This window comes from Nonomuraea sp. NPDC050153, assembly GCF_044460125.1.
Taxonomy (GTDB): domain Bacteria; phylum Actinomycetota; class Actinomycetes; order Streptosporangiales; family Streptosporangiaceae; genus Nonomuraea.
Genome location: NZ_JBITJQ010000008.1, coordinates 149,987 through 166,900 on the forward strand (window position 1 = coordinate 149,987; position 16,914 = coordinate 166,900).

The following is a 16,914-nucleotide window of genomic DNA, read 5'->3' on the forward strand; positions in this document are numbered from 1 at the left end:
ACCCGTTGCCCCCTTGGGTTTCTAGTAGCGGGTGCGCAGGGCCGCGTACACGTTGATGCGGGGCGTCGTGACCTCGGCTTCCGCGCTCGTGTACGTGATCGGCTTGCCCGTGCGCTTCAGGGCGTCCACCATGCTGTCCACCCCGGCCCGCGGCCGCTTCTGGTGGAGGAGTGCCAGTGCGCCGGCCACGTGCGGCGATGCCATGGAGGTGCCGTTCAGCGTCGCGTACGTGTTGCCCGCGATCGCCGCCTTGATCGACACGCCGGGCGCGAACACGTCCACGAGCGTGCCCCGGTTCGAGAAGGCGGCCACCGCGTCCTGCTTGTCCGTGGCGCCGACCGAGACCGTGTTGGAGACGCACGCGGGCCACGACACCGCGGCGTCGAAGCCGTTGTTGCCGGAGGCGACCACCGTGGCGGTGCCCTTGGCGAGGAGCTTGTCGACCTCGGCCTTGAAGTCGGCTCCGTCGCCCGCGTCGCAGGCCTCGGTGTACTGGCCGCCGCCCAGGCTCAGGTTGACGGAGGCGATGTTGTACTGGTCCGCCAGCAGGTCCGCGTACGCCATGCCGGTCAGGATCGACGAGTCGTAGGCGAGGATGCAGACGGGACGGCCCGCGCAGTACGGGGAGTCGTCGAAGCGGCTGAACACCTGCACCGGCACGATCTTGGCCTTGGGGGCGACGCCGCCGGCCGGGAAGTCGGCGGTGGCCTGGCCGGCGGTGATGCCGGCGACGTGCGTGCCGTGGTAGCACAGGCCGTACTGCGGTTGCGGTGCCCCCGTCATGCAGGCGGCCGTCTCGGCGTCGGCGGCGCCGTCGCCGATCTGGAACGGGCTGCCGTTCGGGCACAGCGGCGTGGAGTTGTCGGCCGGGTCGGCGGCCGAGAAGCAGGCCTGGGCGACGATGCGGTCGCCGAAGGCGGGGTGGTCGTCGTCGATGCCGCTGTCGATGATCGCGACGGCCGTGCCCTTGCCCGTGACGCCCCGGCGGTGCGCCCGGTCCGCGCCGATCAGCGGGATGCTCTCGACGAGTGAGGGCTCGTTGAGCCTGTCCTTGCGGATCGAGACGACGTCGGACTGCTCGGCGATCTTCTCCAGCTCCGCCCGGGTGCCCCGGTAGACGAAGAAGTCCAGCTTGTCGGCCACCTCGGAGGGCGGCTCCGCGGTGACGTTCCGCCTGTCCCGCTTGATCTCCTCCGCGTCGGACTGCGCGGACCTTACCTGTGCGGGCTGCCGCACGCGGACGATGGCGCGGTACTCGCCGGTCGCGGTGATCGCGGGGTCGATCTTGGACTCGGGGTCGGCCAGGGCGGGTGTGGCGGCCAGCGTGGCCGAGGTGGCGGCTAACGCGATGGCGCCGGCCAGCAGAGACAGGAGTCTCAACTGTTCCTCCGGGGGTTGAGGGGGTGTTTGTTATTAAGAGTAATGATTGATGTAAGAAGACAGAGAAAGGGCCGGATCCCGCCGATCCGGCCCTTGTAGCCGGCCCCCGCCGGTCCGGCCCTCGCGGCCGGACCCCGCCGGTCCGGCCCTCCCCACGCCGATCAGGCGCGGGCGCCCGCGGTGGCGCGCTCGGCGTCGATCCGCATCGTGGTCACAGAGGTTCCCGCCGCGTCGTACCGCACGGCCGTGCCCGTCTCCTGCAGCCGCTGCAGGCTCTGCGCGACCGTGAAGGCCGGGTACGCCTGCTTCATCAGCGCGAACATCCCCGCCACGTGCGGCGCGGCCATCGAGGTCCCGCTCTTCTCCCCGTACGTGTTGTCCGGCACGGAGGACCTGATGTTCACCCCCGGCGCGAACAGGTCGAGCAGCGGCCCCCGGTTGGTGAAAGCGGTCACCGCGTCGGAGTCGTCGGTGGCGCCCACCGCGACGGCGGTGGAGATGCAGGCGGGGGAAGCGACGCCGTTCGCGAAGCCGTTGTTGCCCGCCGCCACCACGGGGGCCACGCCCAGGCCCACCAGCGTGTCGAACTCGGGCTTGACCGCGGCGACGGACGCGTCCGTGTCACAGGCCTGGGCGTACGGGCCGCCCCCGCCGAGGCTCATGTTCACCGACGCGACGTTGTGCGTCTTGGCCACCCGTGCGACGTATTCGAGCGCCAGCTTCTGATCGGAGGTGTAGCTGAGGAAGCATGGCGGGGACGTGCCGCCGATCAGGCAGGTCATCGGGCTGTCCACGCGGCTGAAGACCTGGATCGGCAGGATGCCGGCCTCGGGGGCGACGCCGCTGGACGGCGCCCCCGTGGCCAGCCGGCCGGCCGCGATGCCGGCCACGTGCGTGCCGTGGTTGCAGACGTTCGCACCCCTGATGACGCACTGGGCGGTCTCGGCGTCGGCGGCGCCGGGACCGGTCTGGCTGGGCTGGTTGTTCGGGCAGAGGGAGACGGTGCCGTCGCCGGCGTCGGAGGAGGAGAAGCACGCCTCGTCCACGATCCGGCCGGTGAAGAACGGGTGGTCCCGGTCGATGCCGGTGTCCAGGACGGCGATGGTGGCGCCCCTGCCGGTCCAGCCTGCCTGGTTCGCTCGGTTCGAGCGGATGAGGGCGGTGCTGACGTCAAGGGCGGGCATGCGCAGCTCGTCCTTGTAGACGGACTGGACGCGGCTGTCCTTCTTGAGCTTGGCCAGCGTGGGGCGGTCCACCTCGGCCACGAAGAAGTGCGGCGACTGCGCGGCCTCCAGGACCCGGCTGCCCTCGGACGCCTGCTCGAGATCGCGTGCGACGGCCTCGACGCTCTGCCCTGGTTTGAGCTGGATGATGGAGCGGACTCTGGACTTCGCCTCGACCTCCGCGGCCAGCGACGGGCTGATGATCGGATCGCCCGAGTCGGCGTGGAGCGCCGGGGCCGTACAGAGCCCGGCGACGGTTGCGGCCAGCGCCGTGGCGCCGGCCAGCAGAGTTCGTAGCCTCACTTGTCCCTCCGAAGGCTCCCGGCTGACTTACAGCCGCATACATCCCCACCTGCGACAACTGTGATGTCGGTGACATATGGAGCCCAGAGCAACGTTGGAGGCTTTTTTGCCTTCCTGTGGACGTTGCAGCCTAACGCTGGCTATTTAACGGTCTTAGCCGCCTTCCGTAGCGCCGCCGCGGTCGACTTGGCGTTCAGCCGCACCTTCTCGGCGGTGGTCAGCTTCTTGGTGCCGTTCGTGCCGTGCGCCCAGTTCAGCCAGGACGTGAGCAGCGCGCTGTCCAGCTTGGCCTTGCCGGCCTTGGTGTTCTTCAGCACCCGGTACGCCTTGCCGAGTGAAGACGCCTTCGTGATCTCGGGGAACACCTTGCTCGACTTGCCGATCAGCTTGAGGTAGCAGGTGAGCGTGGCGTCCGGGATCGTGCCGCTGCTGCGGTGGATCTCCACGGCCCACTGCTTGGCCGACAGCTTGGTGGCGTTCGTCCCCCGGGTGCAGACCTGCGCGGTGGTCTTCGGGGTCGGCGTGATCGTCACCGTGACGGTCACCGTCGGCAGCGGTACCGGAGAAGCGGAGGGCGTGGGGTCGGCCGGGTCGTCGGGCTCGGGGCTGGGGCCGCTGCTGTCCGACGGGTCGGGCTCGGGGGCGGGGTCCTCGGTCGGCACGACCGGGGTCTGCGTGATGGGCGGCTGCGGCGAGGCGCCGGCCAGGGCCGCCGCCAGGTCCAGGCGCGGCGTGGTGACCTGCTGGCCGTTGGCCTCGTACGAGTACGGCCGGCCGGTCGTCTTCAGCGTGTTGATCAGATCGGCCATCGGTGTCTGAGGCGAGGACTGCTTCATCAGCGCCAGCGCGCCGGCCACGTGCGGGGTCGCCATCGAGGTGCCGCTGTGGACGGCCGTCTGGTTGTCCGGCACCGACGACTCGATGTCCACGCCCGGCGCGAACAGGTCCACGATGGCCCCGCGGTTGGAGAAGTCCGCGATGACGTCGCTGTTGTCGTTCGCCCCGACGGCCACCGCGGAGGAGATGCAGGCCGGGTACGACGCCCCCTCGAACGACTCGTTGCCCGCGGCCACCACGGTCGCGATGCCCTTGTCCAGCAGGGCGTCGATCTTCGGCTTGAAGATCGCCCCTTCCTCGCCGGTGTCGCAGTCGGTCTCGGACAGCTCACCGCCCAGGCTGAGGTTCACGGCGGCGATCGGCTCGCTCAGGCCGGCCACGTAGTCCATGGCCTGCCGCAGCGACGACTCGAACGCCAGCAGGCACGAGGGCTCGCCGCAGATGTCCTCGTCGTTGACCCGGCTGAAGACCTGCACGGCCACGATGTTCGCGCCCGGCGCGACGCCGCCGGTGCCGGCCGCGATGCCCGCGACGTGGGTGCCGTGCTCGCACAGGTTCGTGCCGTCGGCCAGGCACTTGGCCGTCATGGCGTCCGCCGCGCCCGCCCCGGTCTGCGACGTCCCCCCGTTCGGGCAGAGCGACTCGACGCCGGTCTCCACGGCGGAGAAGCAGGCCTCGGCCACGATCCTGTTCCCGAACCACGGGTGGTCGCGGTCGATGCCGGTGTCCAGCACGGCCACCGCCTGCCCGGCCCCGGTGAAGTTCTTGGCGTGCGCCTGGTCGGCCCCGATCAGCTTGAGGTTGGGGCTGACGTCCACCGGCGCGTACGTCCGGTCCCGGTGGATGGAGGTGACCCGCGGATCCTCGGCCAGCTTGGCCAGCTCCTCCGCGGTGCCCTCCACGACCATGAACGGCTGGCTCTGCGGCTGCAGCACCACGTCCACGCTTTCGGCCACCGCCAGGCTCGCGACGGGCGCGTGCTGCGCCGGGTCGGCGAGCTCGACGATGGCCCGCACGGAGCCGCCGTCGACGCCTAACCCCTCCTCCACCTTGGCAGGGGACTCGGTGGCGTCGGGCGTCGGCTCCTCCATGGTCTGGGAGACGCTCGGGCTTGGGGTCGGATCCTCCGCGTAGGCCGGCGCCGATAACGGCAGCAGAGCCAGCGCGATCGAGCTCACGATCAAGGGGCGAAGTCGCACGCGTCCTCCGAGAGGGGGATGATCTCGGAGTTTAGGGTGATTTTTCGGATAGAGACAGGCCTCGGGGCCGGATTCTCACCTAACTCACAGCAGGCGCACCTCAAGCGTTCAGCGTGTCCCCCTCGTGCGTGAGCCACACCGCGCCGAGCGGCGGCACCCGCAACGTGGTCGAGTGCGGCAGCCCGTGCCACGGCTCGTCGTCGGCCTCGACCACGCCCATGTTGCCCACGCCGCTGCCCCAGTAGTCGTAGGCGTCGGTGTTGACGATCTCCGACCACTGGCCCGCGTAGGGAAGGCCGAGCCGGTAGCTCTCGTGCGGCCCGCCGCTGAAGTTGATCACGCACGCCAGCGCGGACCCGTCGCCGGCATAGCGCACGAACGAGAACGTGTTACCGGAGGCGTCGTCGGCGTCGATCCACCGGAACCCCTCGGGCCTGGAGTCCTGATCCCACAGCGCGGGGGTCTCCTTGTAGATCCGGTTGAGGTCGCGGACCAGCCGCTGCACGCCCTGGTGCCCGTCGAACTCCAGGACCCACCAGTCGAGCCCGCGCTCCTCCGACCACTCCGAGCCCTGGCCGAACTCGCCGCCCATGAACAGCAACTGCTTGCCCGGATGCGCCCACATGAACGCCAGCAGCGCCCGCAGCTGGGCGAACCGCTGCCACTCGTCCCCGGGCATCTTGCCGAGCAGCGACCCCTTGCCGTGCACGACCTCGTCATGGGACAGCGGCAGCACGTAGTTCTCGGAGTACGCGTACAGCAGCGAGAACGTCAGCTGATGGTGGTGGTACTGGCGGAAGATCGGCTCGTGACGCAGGTATTCGAGCGTGTCGTGCATCCACCCCATGTTCCACTTGAACCCGAACCCGAGCCCGCCCAGGTGCACCGGGCGCGAGACCCCCGGCCAGGCCGTCGACTCCTCGGCGACGGTCGAGATGCCCGGCGCCTCCCGGTAGGCGACGGAGTTCAGCTCCTTGAGGAACTCGACCGCGTCGAGGTTCTCCCGGCCGCCGTAGACGTTCGGCGTCCACTCGCCCTCGCGCCGCGAGTAGTCGAGGTAGAGCATCGACGCCACCGCGTCCACCCGCAGCCCGTCGATGTGGAACTCCTTGAGCCAGAAAAGCGCGTTGGCCACCAGGAAGTTGCGCACCTCCCTGCGGCCGAAGTCGAACACGTACGTGCCCCAGTCGGGGTGCTCGCCCCTGGCCGGGTCGGCGTGCTCGTAGAGGGGGGTGCCGTCGAAGCGCGCCAGCGCCCACTCGTCCATGGGGAAGTGCGCCGGCACCCAGTCGAGCAGCACGCCGATGCCGCGCCGGTGCATCAGGTCCACGAAGTGGCGGAACTCGTCGGGCGTGCCGAACCTGGCCGTCGGCGCGTAGTAGGACGTCACCTGGTAGCCCCACGACCCGCCGAACGGGTGCTCGGCCACCGGCAGCAGCTCCACGTGGGTGAACCCCATGTCGACCACGTACGCGGACAGCTGCTCGGCCAGCTCCACGTACGACAGGCCCGGCCGCCAGGACCCCAGGTGCACCTCGTAGACGCTCATCGGGCCGTCCTGCGGATGGTTCTCGTCCCGGTCCGCCATCCACTGGTCGTCGGCCCAGGTGTAGGCGGACCTGTCGACCACGGAGGCGGTCAGCGGCGGCACCTCGGTGCGCCGGGCCATCGGGTCGGCCTTGTCGCGCCACACGCCGTCGGCGCCCAGGATCTGGAACTTGTACCGCTCGCCCGCGCCGACGCCGGGGACGAACAGCTCCCACACCCCGGAGCGGCCCAGCGACCGCATCGGGTAGGCGGTGCCGTCCCAGTGGTTGAAGTCGCCGACGACCCGGATGCCGCGCGCGTTGGGCGCCCAGACGGCGAACGCCGTGCCCTCGACGTCCTCGTGCTTCATCACGCGGGCGCCGAGCGCCTCCCACAATCGTTCGTGCCGCCCCTCGCCGATGAGGTGCAGGTCCACTTCGCCGAGCGTGGGCCAGTGCCGGTACGGGTCGCGGATCTCGTACGCGTCGTGGTCGGCGTACTTGACGCTCAGCGTGTAACCGGGCACCTTGTCCAGGCCGGGCACCGTGACCTCGAACACCCCGTGGGCCTGGTGTTCCATGTCGTGGGCCGTACCGTCCTCCAGCACCACCCGCACCCGCTCGGCCAGCGGGCGCAGGGTACGGAAGACCACCCCGCCGGACACGGGGTGCGCTCCCAGCACGGAGTGCGGGTCGTGGTGTGCTCCACCCGCGAGGCGGTCGAGCTCTGTCCTCATCGGCATGCTCCCAACCTTGCCCTATGATGACCGTCCATCCCAGGCACTGCCCGCTTTCACCGGGACAATCACCGAAAGTGGGAAATCGTGGGTTTAACCTGCCTCACACCAGGCTTGGATCCAACCGCTCCGGCTCCGACGCCGCGCCACGCGTCAGAGCGGCCTCAAGCGCCTCCCGCCCCAGAACCGCCCGCACCGCGGCCGTGATCCGGTCGACGTCGCCCCGTTCTCCGGCGGGGAGCGGCGCGCCCGCGCCCGCCCGCAGCGCCGTAGCCCGGCCCAGCAGCAGCGCCGCCTCCTCGTGCCGCCCGGCCAGGGCACGCGCGCCCGCCAGCCCCTCCAGCGCGAGCGCGGTGGCCCGCGGATCGCCGACCTTGCGGGCCGCCCTGAGCCCTTCGAGCTGCAGCTCCAGGGCGGCGGCCGCGTCGCCCCGCTGCTCGGCCGCGAACCCCAGCTCGGCCAGGATCAGTGCCGCCCCCGGCTCGCCTGCCACGTCCCTGACCCATTCCAGCCAGGCCCGCAGCCGCCGCTCGGCGTCGTCGAGGCGCCCCTGCCGCCGCGCCGCGAGCGCCAGGCCCAGCTCCGCGAACTCCTCGGCCGGACGGTTCGACTGCTCCACGGCCAGCCGCCTGGCCCGCTCGTGATAGTCGTCGGCCCGCGCGTGGTCACCCGTCAGCAGGGCGATCCGTCCCAGCCGGGACAGCGCGTCGGACACCGAGCTCCACAGCCCGAGCTGCTCCGCCATCCGCAGGCCCTCGGCGCGCAGCGCGGCGGCCCCCTCGTAGTCGCCGGTGATCTCGGCGAGCGTGCCGAGGTTCTCGGCGGCCCGCAGCTCGCCCCACCGGTCGCCGAGCTCCCTGAACAGCGCCAGCCCCTGCTCGCCGTCCCGCCGCAGCGCCGCCAGGTCGCCGCGCATGGCGGCGTAGCGGGCCAGCACGTTCAGCGCCGCGCCGATGCCCCACGTGTCGCCCAGCTCCTGGAACGTCTCCAGCGCCTGCTCGATCAGGGTCCGGCTGGCCGACAGATCGTCGTACCCGAACATCGCGTACCCGACGAACCACCGCGCCCTGGCCCGTTCCGACCGCTCCTCGATGGCCTCGAACACCTCGCCGTCCGGTGCCTGCGGCCACCCTGACAACATCCGGAGCCCGGCCAGCCACGCCGTCGCCTGCGCGGCGCCGGACCCTCTCGCACCCGGGACGGACAGCGCGGCCTCCAGCGCTCGCCGCCCCTCGCCGAGCCTGCCGCGCAGCACCCAGTACCAGGCCATGGCGTTCACCAGCCGCAGCGCCTCGCCGGGCCGGCCCAGCCGCACCGCCGTCTCCAGCGCAGCCCGCAGGTTGGCGCTCTCGGCGTCGAGCAGCGCGAGGGCGTCCCGCTGCCCGTGCCCCCGCAGGTACGGCTCCGCCCGCTCGGCGAGCGCCGTGTAGTACGCGGCATGCCTGAGCCGCACCTCGTCCAGCTCGCCGGCCTCGTCCAGCCGCTCCAGGCAGTACGCCGAGACCGACTCCAGCAGCCGGTACCGCGGCTCGGCCCCGTGGCCCCGCACCCGGACGACCAGCGAGCGGTCCACCAGCCTGGCCAGCACGTCGAGGACGTCCACGCCGGGGTCGGCGGACACCTCCTCGGCGGCCTCCAGCGTGCTGCCGTCGGCGTGCGCGGCCAGCCGCCGCAGCACCACGCGCTCGGGGCCGGTCAGCAGCTCCCAGCTCCAGTCGATCATCGCCCGCAGCGTCCGCTGCCTGGCCGGAACCCCGCGCAGACCCGACGCGAGCAGCCTGAACCGGTCGTCCAGCCGCTCGGCGAGCTGGCGCGGGGTCAGCGCCCGCATCCTGGACGCGGCCAGCTCCAGCGCCAGCGGCAGGCCGTCCAGGCGGGCGCAGATCTCCTCCACGTCCGCGTCGGGCTCCACGCCGGCCCGCGCGGTGAACAGCTCCACGGCCGCCTCGCGCGCCAGCGGCGGCACGCACCACAGGGCCTCGCCCTGGATCCGCAGCGGCTCCTGGCCGGTGGCGAGGATCCGCAGCCCGGGCGCGGCCTGGAGCAACCGTCCGGCCAGCGCGGCGACCTCCTCGACGACGTGCTCGCAGTTGTCCAGCACGAGCAGCGTCTCCTTGCCCGCCAGCGCGCCCGCGATCCGCTTGACGGCGCCCTCTCCGATGCCCTCCCCGATGCCTTCCACGATGCCTTCCACGGGGCCTTCTCCGATGCCGCCTTGAAGCCCCGGCCGGGCGGTGAGCGCGCCCGGCCGGCGGCGGGCGGCCGTGTCGTCGCGCAGGCCGAGCACGGCCGCGATCGCCTCGGCCACCTCGACGGCCGCCGCCCCCGGACGGAGCGCGGCCAGCTCGACCAGCCACGCGTCCCCGCCGGCCGCGCCCGAGGCGGCGGCCAGGGCCAGGCGGGTCTTGCCGACGCCGCCGGGGCCGGTGAGCGTCACCAGGCGGCCGTTCCGCAGGAGCGAGCGGACCTCGGCCACCGCCCCGTCCCGGCCCACCAGGCTCGTCAGGGGGGTGGGCAGGTTGGTGCGGGGGCGCCCGGCCGGGCCCAGGGACGGGTCCTGCCGCAGGATCGCCTGGTGCAGGGCCGCCAGCTCCGGCCCGGGGTCCAGGCCCAGCTCCTCCGACAGGCGCCGCCGCAGCTCCCCGTAGCCGGCCAGCGCCTCGCCCTGCCGCCCGGCCAGGTAGAGAGCCCGTACGTGCGCGGCGCGCAACCGTTCGCGCAGCGGGTGCTCGGCCACCAGGGAGGCCAGCTCGGCCGCGAGCAGGACGTGCTCGCCGAGCCCGAGCCGGGCCTCGGCCAGCTCCTCCAGGGCCACCAGCCGCTGCTCGCCCAGCCGGGCCACGGCGGCCAGCGCGAACGGCTCGTCGGCGAACTCGGCGTAGGCGTCCCCGCGCCACAGCCCGAGCGCCTCGCGCAGCAGCGCGGCCCGCTCCTCAGGCCCGGAGGCCCGCTGCGCGCGCCCGATCAGCGTCTCGAACAGGCCCGCGTCCACGGAGGACGGCTCGACCTGGAGCACGTACCCGGGCGCCCGGTAGGCGATGAGCCCGCCGACCGCCCGGCGCAGCTGCGACACCTTCACCCGCAGGGCGCCGGGCGCGTTCGCGGGGGGACGGTCGCCCCAGAGGTCCTCGATCAGCCGGTCCGCGGAGACGGGGCGGCCCGCGTGCATCAGCAGGTCGGCGAGGAGCGCCCGGACCTTGACCTCCGGCACCTTGACCGGCTCCCCGTCCGCGGTCCACACCGCGAGCGGGCCCAGCACCCCGAACCGCATCCGCCCCCCATAACCGAGCCCGAATCAGACCATAACCGCTCCCGTGCAGGCTGACGGCATAACGCTCGTACATGGAGGAACAACGAAATGTCGGAAAATATCTCCGTTTTGGGCCTCGGCCTCATGGGCTCCGCGCTCGCGGAAAGCCTGATCCGGGCCGGCCACCACGTCACGGTGTGGAACCGTACGCCGGCCAAGGCCGACCCTCTCGTCGCCGAGGGCGCGACCCGCGCGGACACCCCGGCGCAGGCCGTCTCGGCGAGCCCGCTGGTGATCGTCTGCCTGCTCGACTACCCCTCCGTCCTGGAGACGCTCAAGGACGTCCCGCTGGAGGACCGCGTCGTCGCCAACCTCACCACCGGCCGCCCCGCGGAGGCCCGCGAGATGGCGGCCTGGGTGGCCGAGCGCGGCGGCGAGTACCTGGACGGCGGCATCATGGCCGTGCCCCACATGATCGCCAAGCCGGGCGCGCTCATCCTCTACAGCGGCTCCCGGCCGGCGTTCGAGCGCTACGAGCAGGTGTTCGGGGCCATGGCCGCGTCCCGCTACACCGGCGACGACCCCGGCATGGCCCCGCTGCTCGACCTGGCCATGCTGACCGGCATGTACGGCCAGATGGCCGGCTCTTTGGAGGCCCTTGCCCTGGTGCGGTCAGCGAAATACCCGTTGATGGAGTTCACCACGGAACTGCTGGTCCCGTGGCTCAACGCGATGGCCGTGCAGCTGCCCCAATGGGCGAAGGAGATCGAGGCGGGCGACTACCGGACCGAGGTGTCCAACCTGGAGATCAACCGGGCGGGCATGGAGAACCTCGTCCGCGCCTTCGAGGAGCAGGGCGTCAAGCTGGATCTCCTGCTGCCGATGAAGACCGTCATCGACCGGCGCGTGGCCCGCGGCCTCGGCCACGAGGGCCTGTCGGGGCTGGTGGAGGAGCTCTAGCGGGCTCTAGCGGGGGCGGAACGCGGCCAGGGGGATCGAGATCCACGACGGCCGGTTGCGGGCCTCGTACACGACCTCGTACACGGCCTTGGACAGCTCGAACGCCCGCAGCAGCGCCGCGTCGCCCCGCGTGATCACGCCGCCGCCCTCGGCATACCCCTCAAGGAACGCCTCCCGGTTCCGGTCCGCCCACTCCTGGGCCCGCGGCTCCAGCTGCCCGGCCTGGGGGTGGCCGGCCAGCAGGTGCCTGGCCGCGTAGTCGAACGAGCGCAGCATCCCGGCCACGTCCCGCAGCGGCGAGTACAGCGCCCTGCGCTCGGCCAGCGGCTGCCCGGGCTCGCCCTCGAAGTCCAGCACCACCCAGTCCGTGGGCGTGCGCATGACCTGGCCCAGGTGGTAGTCGCCGTGAACCCGCTGCACGGGCACCTCGTGGGTGAGCAGCTCCACCTGGTGGTAGGCGTGCTCGACGGCGGGCACGTGCTGACGCAGCTCGGGCACCTCCGCGGCGGCCCGGCCCAGTTTCCGCCTGAACGTCTCGGCCATGCGCTTGACCTCGTGCGACTCGACGACCTCCGTGGGGAAGGCCGCGGCCAGCTCGTGGTGCACCCGCGCGGTGGCGCCGCCGAGCCGCAGCGACTCGGCGGCGAAGTCCCCGCCCGCCTCGGCCGCCGGCACCTCGGGCAGCGACGCGTACAGGTCGCGGACGCTGGTCAGGGCCAGGTCCCAGCCGTCGTTCGCGGTGGACAGGAACTCCTGCATGAAGCCGAGCGTGGTGTCGGTGCCGTCGAGGTCCGACTCGATCCACCCGTACGGCTGCGCGATGTGCGGCGCGCCCCTGGCCGCCAGCGCGGTGACGATCTCCAGTTCGGGGTTGACGCCGGGGATGAGGCGGCGGAAGAGCTTGCAGATGTACGCGTCCCCGTACACGAGCGAGGTGTTGGACTGCTCCGCCCCCAGCACCAGGCTGCGGTGGGAGGTGTCGACGGCGGCGCCGGGCACGTGGCGCATGCGCAGGCCGTTGCTGGTCGCGTCGTGGGCCATGCCTTCGAGGAGCCAGCTCGTGCGCTCGGGATCGTGGACGGCGTCGTACAGGTAGGTGTCGCCCACCGTGCCGATGAGGGCGTGCGTCAGGCGGTCGGGGAGTTCCGTCCGCTCGCCGAGCAGGAGCTGGTAACGGTCCCGCGATCCCTCCTGCCACACGGCGACGATCAGGTGTCTGAGCCCGGACGTCAGTTCGACGTCCGATTCGATCGACAACTCGTCGATCACGCGCCCCTTGCCGCCGAACCAACGCTGACGACCGATCCACGCGGCAAGGGGCTCGCTCAGCACGTCCTACTCCTCCTGGATGATGGCCGGCGGGAGTGTGAACCAGTAGAACCCATGCCCAGGAAGCGTCAAAAGATACGGAAGTTCGCCAATTGCCGGGAATGGAACCCCACCCATGGTCTCCACAGGAGAAACCCCGACAAATCTCCGCAGGTCCAGCTCGACCGGCTGCGGGAAGCGTGACAGGTTGTTCACGCAGAGCATCCGGTCGTCTCCCAGCTCCCTGACGAACGCGAGCACGCTGGGGTTGGAGGAGTTGAGCTCCGCGTAACCGCCCAGCCCGAAGACCGGGTGCCGCTTGCGGATCTCGATCATGCGCTTGGTCCAGTGCAGCAGCGAACCGGCGTTCTTCTGCTGGGCCTCGACGTTGATGCCTTGGTAACCGTAGATCGGATCCATGATGACCGGCAGGTAGAGCCGGCCGGGGTCGCAGTCGGAGAAGCCGGCGTTGCGGTCGGGGTCCCACTGCATGGGCGTGCGCACGCCGTCGCGGTCGCCGAGCCAGATGTTGTCGCCCATGCCGATCTCGTCGCCGTAGTAGAGCACGGGGGAGCCGGGCAGTGACAGGAGCAGGGCGGTGAACAGCTCGATCTGGTTGCGGTCGTTCTCCAGCAGGGGCGCCAGGCGGCGGCGGATGCCGACGTTCGCCCGCATGCGCGGGTCCTTGGCGTACTCGGCGTACATGTAGTCGCGCTCCTCGTCCGTGACCATCTCGAGCGTCAGCTCGTCGTGGTTACGGAGGAAGATCCCCCACTGGCAGTGCTCTGGAATTTTCGGCGTTTGCGCCAAGATTTCGGAAATGGGGTAGCGGGACTCCCGGCGTACGGCCATGAAGATGCGCGGCATCAGCGGGAAGTGGAAGGCCATGTGGCACTCGTCGCCGCCGCCCACCGGGTCGCCGAAGTACTCCACCACGTCCGACGGCCACTGGTTGGCCTCGGCGAGCAGCACCCGGTCGGGGTAGAGCCGGTCGATCTCGGCCCTGATCCGCTTGAGGTATTCGTGGGTCCGCGGCAGGTTCTCGCAGTTGGTGCCCTCCTCCTCGAAGAGGTACGGCACCGCGTCCAGCCGGAACCCGTCGATGCCCAGGTCCAGCCAGAAGCGCAGGACCTCCAGCATGGCCTCCTGGACGTCCGGGTTCTCGTAGTTGAGGTCCGGCTGGTGGTGGAAGAAGCGGTGCCAGTAGTACTGGCCGCGCACCGGGTCGTAGGTCCAGTTGGACGTCTCGGTGTCGATGAAGATGATCCGGGCGTCCTGGTACTTCTCATCGCTGTCGGACCACACGTAGAAGTCGCCGAACGGCCCCTCGGGGTCGTGGCGCGACGCCTGGAACCACGGGTGGGCGTCGCTGGTGTGGTTCATGACGAGGTCGGCGATGACGCGCATGCCGCGTTTGTGTGCCTCGTCCACGAGCTTGACGAAGTCTCCCAGGTCCCCGAACTCGGGCAGGATCTTCATGAAGTCCGCGATGTCGTAGCCGCCGTCACGCAGCGGCGACTCGAAGAGGGGCAGCAGCCAGAGGCAGTCGACGCCGAGCCATTGAAGGTGGTCGAGCTTGTCGATGAGCCCTCTGATGTCGCCGGTCCCGTCGCCGTTGGAGTCGGCGAAACCTCGGATCAGGACCTCGTAGAAAACCGCGCGTTTGTACCAGTACGGATCGCGCGGCTTTTCCTCGTCAAAGGTGTTCGGAATGGGTGTGGTTGAGCTCATGAGCCGCTCCGGGAGTGGCTCATGACGGAGGCGCTTTCACACACGTTGAAGACTCCCCGCTGAATTCAGTTCTTACCGTGGCGCGGCTCGTACGGTGAGAATGTGGGCAGGCTGGATGTGGGGATCGAGGCGCACGTAGTTGCTCTGCCGCCAGCGGTACGACTCGCCCGAGAGCTCGTCGTCCACGACGAACTCGGCGTTCCGGTCGAGTCCGATGGCAGGAAGGTCAAGGTCAACGGTCGCCTCGTGGGTATGGTGCGGATCCAGGTTGACGACCGCCAGCACCACGTCGCCCGGACCGTGCCTGCGAGTGGCCGGGTCATAGGCGCCGGGAAGCCGCTTCGAGAAGCAGACGATGTCCGGCTGGTCGACTCTGTGGATCCGTAGATTACGCAATTCCTGCAGTGCCGGATGCGCTCTTCGGAACAAATTCAGGTGAGTGATGAAAGGCGCCAGGCTCCACCCCTCACGCTCGGCGGTAACCCAATCGCGAGGTTTGTACTGATATTTCTCGCTATCGAGGTATTCCTCACTGCCGGGGCGCACCGGAATGTTCTCTATAAGCTCATATCCGGAGTAAACCCCCCAACTTGGCGAGCCGAGCGCGGCCAGCACCGCCCTGATCTTGAAGGCCGGCACGCCGCCGTGCTGCAGGTATTCGTGCAGGATGTCCGGCGTGTTCACGAAGAGGTTCGGGCGCAGGTAGACGGAGGTCTCGTGGGAGAGCTCCATGAGGTACGACTCCACCTCGGGCTTGGTGTTGCGCCAGGTGAAGTACGTGTACGACTGGTGGAATCCGACCTTGGCCAGCGCGCGCAGCATCGGGGGCCTGGTGAACGCCTCCGACAGGAAGATCACGTCGGGGTCGGTGGTGTGCACGTCGGCCAGCAGCCGCTCCCAGAACCCGACCGGCTTCGTGTGCGGGTTGTCCACCCGGAAGATCCGCACGCCGTGGTCCATCCAGTGCAGCATCACCCGCTTGACCTCGGCGTAGATGCCCTCGGGGTCCTTGTCGAAGTTGACCGGGTAGATGTCCTGGTACTTCTTGGGCGGGTTCTCGGCGTACGCGATGGAGCCGTCGGCCCTGATCGTGAACCACTCGGGGTGCTCCTTGACCCACGGGTGGTCGGGCGCGCACTGGAGGGCGAAGTCGAGCGCGATCTCCATGCCCAACTCCCTGGCGCGGCCGGCGAAGACGTCGAAGTCCGCGAGCGTGCCCAGGTCGGGGTGGATGGCGTCGTGGCCGCCGTCCTCGGAGCCGATGGCCCAGGGGGAGCCGGGCTCGTCGGGCTCGGGGCTGAGCGTGTTGTTGCGGCCCTTGCGGAACGTCGCGCCGATGGGGTGGATCGGCGGCAGGTAGACGACGTCGAAGCCCATCTTGGCGATGGCGGGGAGCCGCTTGGCAGCAGTCTGGAAATTTCCGGATTTGGAGATGCCGAGCTCGTTGACCACCGCGCCTTCCGACCTGGGGAAGAACTCGTACCACGAGCCGTACAGCGCCCGGCGCCGGTCCACCCTGACCTTCTGCGACTTGGACCTGGTCACCAGCTCCCGGAACGGATGCGCTTCCAGCAGCGCGGACGTGTCCGGCAGCTGCGCGATCGACAGCCGGGCCCTGGGGTCCAGCTCCTCGTCGCGCAGCGTGGCGGAGACCGACAGCAGGGCGGCCCGGTGGCCGCAGGCGCTGTCGCCGTTCGCCTTGGAGCCGTTCGAGCCGTTGGCGGGCCGCCCGTTGGGCCGTCCATTGGGCCGTCCGTCGGGCCGGCCGTTGGGGCAGTCGGCCGTGCGCACGGCCTTCGCCGCCCGCTCGAACAGCCGCGCGCCCTCCTCGCACATCAGGTCGACGTCCATGCCGCGCGGGATCTTGATCTCGGCGTCGTGCAGCCACGTGGCGATCGGGTCGCTCCACGCCTCGACCCGGAACAGCCAGTCACCCTCGGCCGGCAGGCAGACGTCGACGCCCCAGCGGTCGGTGCCGGGGGCGAGCTCGCGCATCCGTCTCAGGCGGCCACGCTGCCCATCGGGCGAGGTGAGCACCACGCCCGCGGCCACGGCGTCGTGGCCCTCTCTGAACACGGTCGCCGAGACCTCGAAGGTCTCGCCGGCGACCGCCTTGGCGGGCCACTGCCCGCAGTCGACGACGGGGGAGATGTCCGTGATGGGAATTCGTCCGATCATCGCATTCAAGGGTTTGCGGCGGCGCGCTCGGTGCCGCCGGAGGCTTTCCGTGGGTGCAGACTCCGCGTCCCGGCGGTGGGCCGCTGGAGGCGAACCACCGTGGTAGGAACGATCCTTGCATGTAAATTGTGGACAGCAGCGGATAGACCTCCCGAGTGTGTCCGCGGGAGTGCCAACAATCAGGAAAGTTGCCCCAATCGTCCCTCTTCATGCTTGTTCCCGGAAGGGGTTTGAACGGCCTTCATGGGGGTGAAGGACTGAGAGGTCCCTCCTAGCCCGTAG

At 70.5% G+C, this 16,914-nt stretch carries 9 protein-coding genes; 1 reads left to right on the forward strand and 8 read right to left on the reverse strand.

Annotated features, from left to right (window positions below):
- Nucleotides 1-21 precede the first annotated feature (21 nt).
- The 5 genes from ACIBQ1_RS21955 to ACIBQ1_RS21975 form a co-directional block, all read right to left on the reverse strand.
- Complete coding sequence (locus ACIBQ1_RS21955; protein ID WP_397280017.1) at nt 22-1,380, reverse strand: S8 family peptidase; 1,359 nt, start codon at nt 1,378-1,380, stop codon at nt 22-24.
- A 161-nt stretch (nt 1,381-1,541) separates the two neighbouring features.
- On the reverse strand, nt 1,542-2,906 hold the full coding sequence (locus tag ACIBQ1_RS21960; protein ID WP_397280018.1) for a S8 family peptidase: 1,365 nt from the start codon (nt 2,904-2,906) through the stop codon (nt 1,542-1,544).
- Between the two features lie 140 nt (nt 2,907-3,046).
- Complete coding sequence (locus ACIBQ1_RS21965) at nt 3,047-4,942, reverse strand: S8 family peptidase (protein ID WP_397280019.1); 1,896 nt, start codon at nt 4,940-4,942, stop codon at nt 3,047-3,049.
- 100 nt (nt 4,943-5,042) lie between these two features.
- Nucleotides 5,043-7,205 (reverse strand): 1,4-alpha-glucan branching protein GlgB, encoded by a 2,163-nt coding sequence (gene glgB / locus ACIBQ1_RS21970; protein ID WP_397280350.1) that lies wholly within the window; start codon nt 7,203-7,205, stop codon nt 5,043-5,045.
- Nucleotides 7,206-7,308: 103 nt separating this feature from the next.
- Complete coding sequence (locus ACIBQ1_RS21975) at nt 7,309-10,476, reverse strand: BTAD domain-containing putative transcriptional regulator (RefSeq protein WP_397280021.1); 3,168 nt, start codon at nt 10,474-10,476, stop codon at nt 7,309-7,311.
- 87 nt (nt 10,477-10,563) lie between these two features.
- Here ACIBQ1_RS21975 and ACIBQ1_RS21980 point away from each other — a divergent pair, with 87 nt between their 5' ends.
- Nucleotides 10,564-11,415 (forward strand): NAD(P)-dependent oxidoreductase, encoded by an 852-nt coding sequence (locus tag ACIBQ1_RS21980; protein WP_397280023.1) that lies wholly within the window; start codon nt 10,564-10,566, stop codon nt 11,413-11,415.
- Nucleotides 11,416-11,421: 6 nt separating this feature from the next.
- Here the strand turns inward: ACIBQ1_RS21980 and ACIBQ1_RS21985 are convergent, their stop codons facing one another.
- The 3 genes from ACIBQ1_RS21985 to ACIBQ1_RS21995 form a co-directional block, all read right to left on the reverse strand.
- Nucleotides 11,422-12,747 (reverse strand): aminoglycoside phosphotransferase, encoded by a 1,326-nt coding sequence (locus tag ACIBQ1_RS21985; RefSeq protein ID WP_397280025.1) that lies wholly within the window; start codon nt 12,745-12,747, stop codon nt 11,422-11,424.
- A gap of 3 nt (nt 12,748-12,750) precedes the next feature.
- Nucleotides 12,751-14,454, reverse strand: coding sequence for a maltose alpha-D-glucosyltransferase (treS, locus tag ACIBQ1_RS21990; RefSeq protein ID WP_397280027.1), 1,704 nt, complete (start codon nt 14,452-14,454; stop codon nt 12,751-12,753).
- Nucleotides 14,455-14,526: 72 nt separating this feature from the next.
- Nucleotides 14,527-16,632, reverse strand: a complete 2,106-nt coding sequence (locus tag ACIBQ1_RS21995) for an alpha-1,4-glucan--maltose-1-phosphate maltosyltransferase (protein ID WP_397280029.1) — start codon at nt 16,630-16,632, stop codon at nt 14,527-14,529.
- Nucleotides 16,633-16,914: the final 282 nt, after the last annotated feature.